Genomic DNA, 7,810 nt, shown 5'->3' with positions numbered 1-7,810 from the left:
GCGGTCATCCTTGCACGGGGTCATGAGGGCGGGGATGACGCCGGAGAAGATCTGGGCTGGCATTTATAGTCTTCCTTTCAAGAAGGCACGTTCGATTTCGGCTTGGATGGCGACCGGCCCGCACGAAATCCTCGGCGGGCCGGCATGTCGGGTCGGGTATGCGGAACCTAGCGGGCGACGTTCGCGAGCAGGGACCGGTCGACCGAGGAGAGGACGGCCGCGAGGGCCTCCTTCTGCGCGGCGGTGTAGTTGGGGATCGGCGCGCGCACCGGGCCGACGTCCAGCCCCAGGATCTCGCAGGCCGCCTTGACGCCGCTGTTGTAGCGGCCGGCGCCGATGAAGCGGATGACCGGGTTGATCTGCCGCCAGATGGAGACGACCGTCGCGTCGTCGCCCTCCGTGCTCGCCGTCTGCAGCCGGGCGAGCGCGGGGGCCATGAAGTTGGCGATGCCCATCACCATCCCGGGCGCCTTCAGCATCAGCGCCGGCAGCATGAGCACGTCCTCGCCGTTGAAGAAGCCGATCCTGTCCGAATGCTCGGAAAGCAGGGTGTTCATCTGCGAGATGTTCGCCGAGGAATCCTTCACGTATTTCACCTGCGGGATGCCGGCGGCGAGCTTCAGGAGGAAGTCCACGTCGAGATGGAGGCCCGTCGCCGGCGGGAAGTTGTAGGCGCAGATCGGCAGGCTCGTCGCGTCGGCCACGGCGGCGTAGTAGGCATAGGCCTCGTCAAAGCCGATCGGCTCGTAATAGGGCGTCGCCAGCATGATGGCCGTCGCGCCGACCTTCTCGGCGTGCCTCGACAGTTCGATCGCCTCGCGCGAGGAGGTGGCGCCGGTGTGGGCGAGCACGGTCGCGCGGCCGGCGGCCTGCTCGACGACGATCTCGACCAGGCGGAGCCGTTCCTGATGCGAAAGGACCGAGAATTCGCCGGTGCCGCCGGCGGGAACGAAGCCGTCGACGCCGTCGGCGATGTTCTGGTCGACCAGGCGGCGCAGCGCGCCTTCATCGATCCGTTCGCCGTCGGCGGTGAAAGGCGTCACGATTGCGGAAAGTACACCCTTGAGGGCCATTGCGTGTCTCCGTGTTGGGTCGTTAGAGGGGGGCGAAGCCATCGGCGAGCGCGTCGTCCGCGTCCGCCGCGATGGTCAGGAAGCCGTTGATATATGCGCGTCCCGTGAGGTCCGGCGTGACGAAGAGGCGCTCCGGCGTCCGGCGCACGCCGCCGGCGGTGACGGTGAAGGTGGAGCCGATGATGCTTTCCGTCGTGAGCGTCTCCTCCGGCGCGATCCTGCCTTCGGTGACGAGCTTGGCGAAGAAGGCGCTGGTCCCCGTTCCGCAGGGCGAGCGGTCGATCACGCCGGGCGGCGCGACGACGACGATCTTCGCATGGCCGGGTGCGGCGGCATCGTATTCGTAGAAGAGCACCTGGTAGACATTGAGGAGGCCGCCCGTCACCGGGTCCGTCACGCCCCCGGCGGTGTAGGCCTCCCGGAGCAGGCGGGCCAGGCGGACGATCTCGGTGGCATTGGCGCGATCGAGCGACAGGCCGATCCGGCCCGCATCGACGGAGATGTAGTAATCCCCGCCGTAGAGCAGCTCCACCGGCAGCGCGCGTCCCTCGACCGTGCAGGGCGCGCGGGAGACGACGAAGGATTCGACGTTGGTGATGGTGACCGTGGAGAACTTTCCGGCGTCGCGCCGAGCGACCACGCCGACCGGCCCGGCCGGCGTCCTGATGCGGAACCGGGCGGCGAGCGGATCGTCGCGCCACAGGTCGGGAAGCAGGTCGAGCTCGATGATGACGGAGGCGAAGCCGATCATGCAGTGGCCGCACATCGGCGGATAGGAGCCGGGCTCGAGGATGACGGCGCCGATGTCGCAGCCGTCTTCCCTGCCCGCGACCGGCAGGACCGCGCAGGTCAGGCCGCCGCCGCGCGGCTCGTGCACCAGCCGCCTGCGCCAGTGATCGGCATGGTCGCGCAGCCAGGCGCGCGCGGCATCGACGGTGCGGGCGCCGTCCGGCAGATCGATCCCCGAAAGGACGATGCGCGTCGGGTTGCCGCCGGTATGGGAATCGACGGCGAGCACGACCTGCCTGTCGGCGCTGCCGAGCCATTCCAGCGCGCTGGCGGGGAGGGAATGCGCGGCGCTCATCGGCCGGTCACCTCGAAGAGAGGCCGGCCGAGGGAGCCGGCGTCGACGGCGATGCCGAGGCCGGGCGCGTCTGGCGCCTGGCCGCGGCCGTTGCGCGATCTCGGCGCGCGGCTGGCGACATGCTCGTTGGTCCAGTCGTTGAAGAAGGAGGCGTGCAGCAGGGCGTCCGGCCGGGTGCTCGCCGCCACGTGGGAGACCGCCGCCGTCGTCACGTCGCCGCCCCAGACGTCCTCGATGCACATCGTCATCCCGAGGTCCTCGGCCTGCCCCCGCATGCACAGGGCGCCGGTGATGCCGCCGACGCGGGCGAGCTTGATGTTCACCGATCCGGCGCCCGCCTCGTATTTCGCGCGGTAGAGCTCGGCCGAATTGACCACGGCCTCGTCCATGACCAGCGGAAGCGTGCTCATCTTCTGCACGATCACGCAGTCGGCCATGTCACGGCACGGCTGCTCGACATAGATGTCGAGGCCGGCGAGCTCGCGCACGGCGACGATCGCCGCCTGCAGGTTCCAGCCGCCGTTGGCGTCGGCGACGATGACGCTGTCATCGCGGCAGGCCGCCGCCACGGTGCGGGTGCGCGCGGCGTCCTCGTAAGGGTCGTTGCCGACCTTGACCTGGAACCGGTTGATGCCGTGCGCCATGCGCGCGGTGACGAAATCCGCCATCGCCTCAGGCGAGGAGAGCGGCACGGCCTCGTAGAGGGGGAAGTCGGGCTGGGTCACCCCGCCGAGGAGGGTCGCGACCGGCAGGCCGGCGCGCTTGCCGAGAATGTCCCAGCAGGCGACGTCGATCGCGCTCTTCGAGCTGTTCTGGCCGAGAAGCACGGTGTCCATCGCCCGGTGGATCAGGGAAAGATTGGTCGGGTCGAGGCCGATCAGCGACGGCGCCATGACGCGTACGCCTTCGCGCGTGCCTTCCGCGAAGGCCGGCAGATAGGTGCCGCCGAGCGTGCAGCTCTCGCCCCAGCCCTCCAGCCCGTCGTCCGTCAGAATGCGGACCAGCGTCGAGGCCTGGCTCTGCGCGGCGCGGCCGCTCGACATGACATATTCGCCGTGGGCGTAAGTCAGTTCATATCCGTAGGCTTCGATGGCGGCGATTTTCATGGGAGGGAGACCTGCTTGGTAATTGGTGATAGGTAATATATTACATTCCACATTCCGCGAGTCAATCGGCGATACCGTCTTCCCCGGCGGGGAAAGGGACGGCATCCTGTCTTGACTCGTCCGGTGACCGTTGTCACTATGTAATCGGTTATCGATTACCGATAGAGACGAATCGAACCCATCGTTCAGGGGAACACACGTGTCAGACCAACCTCTCAGGCAGACGAGCCGGGACTTCGCGAATATGCCGGTGGTGCCCCTGCGGCATCGCGGCCGCTGGATCTTCGCGGCACTGCTTACCCTCCTCTTCGCGGGGCTGCTGACCTCGATGGTCACCAATCCGCGCTTCCAGTGGCCGGTCGTCTATCGCTACCTCTTCGACTCCGCGATCCTCGACGGCCTGGCGATGACGATCTGGCTCACCGTCGCCGCCATGGCGATCGGCGTGGTGCTCGGCACCGTCGTGGCGCTGATGCGCATCTCGAAGAACCCGGTGCTGGGGGCGGTGGCCTCCGGCTATCTCTGGGCGTTCCGCGGCACGCCGCTCCTGGTGCAGCTGATTTTCTGGTACAATCTCTCGGCGCTCTATCCGAAGATCACCCTCGGCTTTCCCTTCGGCCCGAGCCTCGGCTCCTTCGACGCCAACACCTATATCACCGTCTATGTGGCGGCGCTTCTCGGCCTCGGGCTGAACGAGGGCGCCTACATGTCGGAGATCGTGCGGTCGGGGCTGAACTCCGTCCCGCCCGGCCAGCGCGAGGCCGCCGAGGCCCTCGGCATGCCCGGCCACCGGGTGATGACCCGCATCATCCTGCCGCAGGCCATGCGCGTCATCATCCCGCCCACGGGAAACCAGCTGATCGGCATGCTGAAGACGACGTCGCTCGTCAGCGTCATCGCGATGCAGGAGCTGCTCTATTCCGCCCAGCTCATCTACACGGTCAACTTCCAGACGATCCCCCTGCTGATCGTGGCGTCTATCTGGTACCTCGTCCTCACGACGGTCCTGTCGATCGGCCAGCATTTCCTCGAGCGGCATTTCGGCAAGAGCGACCGCCGGGCGAATGCGGCCGGCGCGGGCGGCGAGGACGAGGAAAAAGACGAACTCGCACCCATGGGAAACTCCTGACATGCGCTCATCCCACCCCTCCCCCGCGGGCGCGTTCGCCGTGGTCGCGCGCGGCGTCGAAAAGTACTTCGGGCACCTGCAGGTCCTCAAGGGCGTGAACCTCACCGTCGAGTACGGCAAGGTCTGCTGCATCCTCGGCCCATCCGGCTCCGGCAAGAGCACGTTCCTGCGCTGCATGAACCATCTCGAGCGGCTCGACAAAGGCTTCCTGGAGGTGGGCGGCGAGCTCGTCGGCTACCGCGAGCAGGGCGGCAAGCTCTACGAGATGAAGAAGTCCGAGGTGGCGCGCCAGCGGGCCGACATCGGCATGGTCTTCCAGAACTTCAACCTGTTCCCGCACATGACCGTGCTCCAGAACATCATCGAGGCGCCGGTCTACGTGAGACGGATCGACAGGAAGCAGGCCGTCGAGCATGCGATGGACCTGCTTTCCAAGGTCGGCCTCACCGCCAAGGCGGACGCCTATCCGAGAACGCTCTCCGGCGGCCAGCAGCAGCGCGTCGCCATCGCCAGGGCGCTCGCCATGAAGCCGAAGCTCATGCTGTTCGACGAGCCCACCAGTGCGCTCGACCCCGAGCTCGTCGGCGAGGTCCTCAACGTCATGCGCGGGCTCGCCGCCGAGGGCATGACGATGGTCGTCGTGACCCACGAGCTCGGCTTCGCCCGGGAGGTCTGCGACAAGGTCGTGTTCATGGACGGCGGGGTGGTCGTCGAGGAGGGGAGCCCCGACGAGCTCTTCAACAACACCAGGACCGCGCGCGCGAAGGCCTTCCTCGGGAAGGTCCTGTGAAAGATACAATCAAAGGAGTGCCCATGCTTTCCCTGCCCCCCAACACCCCGACCCGGGCCCTGATCGACGGCGTGTTCGTCGACGCGGAGAACGCGGCCGTGTTCGACAACATCGATCCCGCCAGCGGCCGGACGCTCAACCGGATCGCCGCCTGCTCGCCGGCCGACGTCGACAAGGCGGTCAAGGCCGCCCGCAAGGCCTTCGAGGCCGGCGTGTGGAGCCGCCTGGAGCCGCGCGAGCGCAAGCGGATCCTGCTGCGCTTCGCCGCCCTTCTCGAGGAGAACGCCGCCGAGCTTGCGCTCCTCGATTCCATCGACGCGGGCAAGCCGCTCAGCGACTGCGAGAACCTCGACCTGCCGGACGTCGTCAACAACATCCGCTGGTACGCGGAGGCGATCGACAAGGTCTTCGGCAAGATCTCGCCGACCGGCGAGGCCAACCTGGGGCTGATCGTGCGCGAGCCCGCGGGCGTGGTCGGCATGGTCCTGCCCTGGAACTTCCCGGCGGCGACGCTTTCCTGGAAGATCTCGCCGGCGCTCGCGGCCGGCAACTCGATCGTCGTCAAGCCGGCGGAGCTCGCCTCCCTTTCCACCATCCGCATCGCCGCGCTCGCGCTCGAGGCGGGCATTCCGGCCGGCGTCTTCAACGTCGTGCCGGGCCTCGGCCACGTCGCCGGCAAGGCGCTCGGGCTGCACCCCGACGTCGACGTGCTGACCTTCACCGGCTCGACCGAGATCGGCCGCCAGTTCCTGCGCTACGCCGCCGACAGCAACCTGAAGAAGGTCGTCCTCGAATGCGGCGGCAAGAGCCCGCAGATCGTGATGGCGGACGCCGCCGACAGGATTCCCGCGATCGCGGAGAACCTCGCCGGTGCGGCCTTCTGGAACGGCGGGCAGAACTGCACCTGCGGCTCGCGCATCCTCGTGCAGTCCTCGATCCGCGACGCCTTCGTGGAGGCGCTCGTCAAGGCGGCCGGCGCTTGGACGGTCGGCCAGCCCACCGATCGCGACAGCAAGATCGGCCCGCTGATCGAGGAATCGGCGCTGACGCGCGTCCTCGGCGCCGTCGAGCAGGCCCGCAAGGACGGCGCCCGCATCGTCGCCGGCGGCCGCCGGGCGCTGCCGGAGACCGGCGGCTACTTCGTCGAGCCGACGATCATCGACGACGTCGCCCCGCACATGGCGATCGCCCGCGACGAGATCTTCGGCCCGGTCGTCGCCGTCCTGTCCTTCGACACGGAGGCGGAGGCGGTGCGGCTCGCCAACGATTCGGCCTACGGGCTGGCCGCGACGGTCTTCTCCAACGACATCAACGTCGCCGTCCGCATGGCCCGGCAGGTCCAGGCGGGGACGGTCGCGGTGAACGGCTACGGGGAAGGCGACATCACCACCCCCTTCGGCGGCTACAAGACGTCCGGCTTCGGCGGCTACGACAAGGGCCTCGAGGCCTTCGACCAGTACACGCAGATGAAGACGATCTGGATCAGCCTGTCCTGACCCTTGCGGCGGCGCGGCGGAGGCCCGCCGCGCCGCCGGCCTTTCCGGCCATCCCGGCCTCTCTGAATGCCTTCGGGTGAAAAGACATCATGACGGACCTCGTAACCCTATCGATCGAAGACGCGACGACGCTCAGCCGGGACATCCTGCGCGCGACGGGACTGAGCGAGCGGCAATGCGAGGCGGTCACCAGGGTGATCGTCCGGGCGCAGCAGGACGACTGCCACTCGCACGGGCTCTACCGCCTCCTGGGCTGCGTGCACTCGGTCGCGACCGGCCGCATCAACAAGTCCGCGGAACCCCGGGTGGTCGACCTCGCGCCGTCGATCGTCAAGGTCGACGCGGACCGCGGCTTCTCCTCCCTCGCCTACGAACACGGCATCGGGCCGACGCTCGATAAGGCCCGCGTGCAGGGGATGGCGGCGCTCGCGATCAACAATTGCCATCACTTCTCCGCGCTGTGGCCCGAGGTCGAGCCGCTGGCCCGGCAGGGCTTCGCCGCGCTCGCGCTCACGCCGAGCCATAGCTGGGTCGCGCCGGCGGGCGGGACCCGGCCCGTCTTCGGCACCAATCCGATCGCCTTCGCCTGGCCGCGCGCGGAGGCCGACCCCTTCGTCTTCGACTTCGCCACGAGCGCGACGGCCCGCGGCGAGATCGAGCTGCACCGGCGCGCCGGCACCGACATCGCGCCCGGCCTCGCCGTCGATGCCTCGGGCGATGCCACGACCGATCCGGCCGCAGCGCTGGAGGGCGCCATGCTGACCTTCGGCGGACACAAGGGCTCCGCGCTGTCGGCCATGGTGGAGCTTCTGGGCGGCATTCTCATCGGCGACATGCTGAGCCTCGAATCGAAGGCCGCCGACGCGGGTGCCGGCGCCACGCCCCTGCACGGGGAGCTGATCGTCGTCTTCGACCCGGCGGTCTTCCTCGGCGGCGCGCTGAAGGACAATCTCCACCGGGCCGAGACCCTCTTCGGCGCGATCCTCTCGCAGGGCGCGCGCCTGCCGTCGCAGCGGCGCTTCGAGGCCCGCAGGAACGCGCTTCGCAACGGCATGCGGATCCCGCGCAAGCTCCACGCGGAGCTGTTGCAGCTCCTGCCCGAACCGGCCTTTGCCGGCTGAGGTTTCCGTCA

The 7,810-nt window shown here is 68.4% G+C and carries 7 protein-coding genes; 4 read left to right on the top strand and 3 right to left on the bottom strand.

What is annotated here, in order from left to right; genetic code table 11:
• Positions 1–167 precede the first annotated feature (167 nt).
• From NNZ72_RS24515 to NNZ72_RS24505, 3 genes are read right to left on the bottom strand one after another with little or no spacing between them, the layout of a single operon-like run.
• The gene (locus tag NNZ72_RS24515) at positions 168–1,073 is read right to left on the bottom strand and encodes a dihydrodipicolinate synthase family protein (RefSeq protein ID WP_257318299.1); all 906 of its coding nucleotides are present in this window, start codon (positions 1,071–1,073) and stop codon (positions 168–170) included.
• A gap of 22 nt (positions 1,074–1,095) precedes the next feature.
• Entirely contained in the window at positions 1,096–2,157 is a 1,062-nt protein-coding gene (locus tag NNZ72_RS24510) for a proline racemase family protein (RefSeq protein WP_257318298.1), read from the bottom strand.
• Positions 2,154–3,263: a mandelate racemase/muconate lactonizing enzyme family protein gene (locus tag NNZ72_RS24505; protein ID WP_257318297.1), complete on the bottom strand. Its 1,110-nt coding sequence runs from the start codon at positions 3,261–3,263 to the stop codon at positions 2,154–2,156. Before NNZ72_RS24505 ends, NNZ72_RS24510 begins: the two co-directional genes overlap by 4 nt.
• A gap of 244 nt (positions 3,264–3,507) precedes the next feature.
• Between NNZ72_RS24505 and NNZ72_RS24500 the strand changes: the two genes are divergently transcribed.
• From NNZ72_RS24500 to NNZ72_RS24485, 4 genes are all read left to right on the top strand, one after another.
• A complete protein-coding gene (locus tag NNZ72_RS24500) occupies positions 3,508–4,392 on the top strand; it encodes an amino acid ABC transporter permease (protein WP_257318300.1) in 885 nt (294 codons plus the stop codon).
• 1 nt (position 4,393) lies between these two features.
• Positions 4,394–5,182: an amino acid ABC transporter ATP-binding protein gene (locus NNZ72_RS24495; protein ID WP_257318296.1), complete on the top strand. Its 789-nt coding sequence runs from the start codon at positions 4,394–4,396 to the stop codon at positions 5,180–5,182.
• 23 nt (positions 5,183–5,205) lie between these two features.
• Positions 5,206–6,678, top strand: a complete 1,473-nt coding sequence (locus NNZ72_RS24490) for an aldehyde dehydrogenase (RefSeq protein WP_257318295.1) — start codon at positions 5,206–5,208, stop codon at positions 6,676–6,678.
• Between the two features lie 89 nt (positions 6,679–6,767).
• Entirely contained in the window at positions 6,768–7,799 is a 1,032-nt protein-coding gene (locus tag NNZ72_RS24485) for an Ldh family oxidoreductase (RefSeq protein WP_257318294.1), read from the top strand.
• The last annotated feature ends 11 nt before the right edge of the window (positions 7,800–7,810 follow it).

The organism is Shinella pollutisoli (assembly GCF_024609765.1).
GTDB lineage: Bacteria > Pseudomonadota > Alphaproteobacteria > Rhizobiales > Rhizobiaceae > Shinella > Shinella pollutisoli.
The sequence above is the reverse complement of the archived record's forward strand: the minus strand, read 5'-3'. Positions and strand labels throughout refer to the sequence as shown.

Excerpts from the sequence above, each read along its gene's own strand:
- NNZ72_RS24515 (WP_257318299.1), bottom strand. The coding sequence starts at position 1,073 with ATGGCCCTCAAGGGTGTACTTTCCGCAATCGTGACGCCTTTCACCGCC.
- NNZ72_RS24510 (WP_257318298.1), bottom strand. The coding sequence starts at position 2,157 with ATGAGCGCCGCGCATTCCCTCCCCGCCAGCGCGCTGGAATGGCTCGGC.
- NNZ72_RS24505 (WP_257318297.1), bottom strand. The coding sequence starts at position 3,263 with ATGAAAATCGCCGCCATCGAAGCCTACGGATATGAACTGACTTACGCC.
- NNZ72_RS24500 (WP_257318300.1), top strand. The coding sequence starts at position 3,508 with ATGCCGGTGGTGCCCCTGCGGCATCGCGGCCGCTGGATCTTCGCGGCA.
- NNZ72_RS24495 (WP_257318296.1), top strand. The coding sequence starts at position 4,394 with ATGCGCTCATCCCACCCCTCCCCCGCGGGCGCGTTCGCCGTGGTCGCG.
- NNZ72_RS24490 (WP_257318295.1), top strand. The coding sequence starts at position 5,206 with ATGCTTTCCCTGCCCCCCAACACCCCGACCCGGGCCCTGATCGACGGC.
- NNZ72_RS24485 (WP_257318294.1), top strand. The coding sequence starts at position 6,768 with ATGACGGACCTCGTAACCCTATCGATCGAAGACGCGACGACGCTCAGC.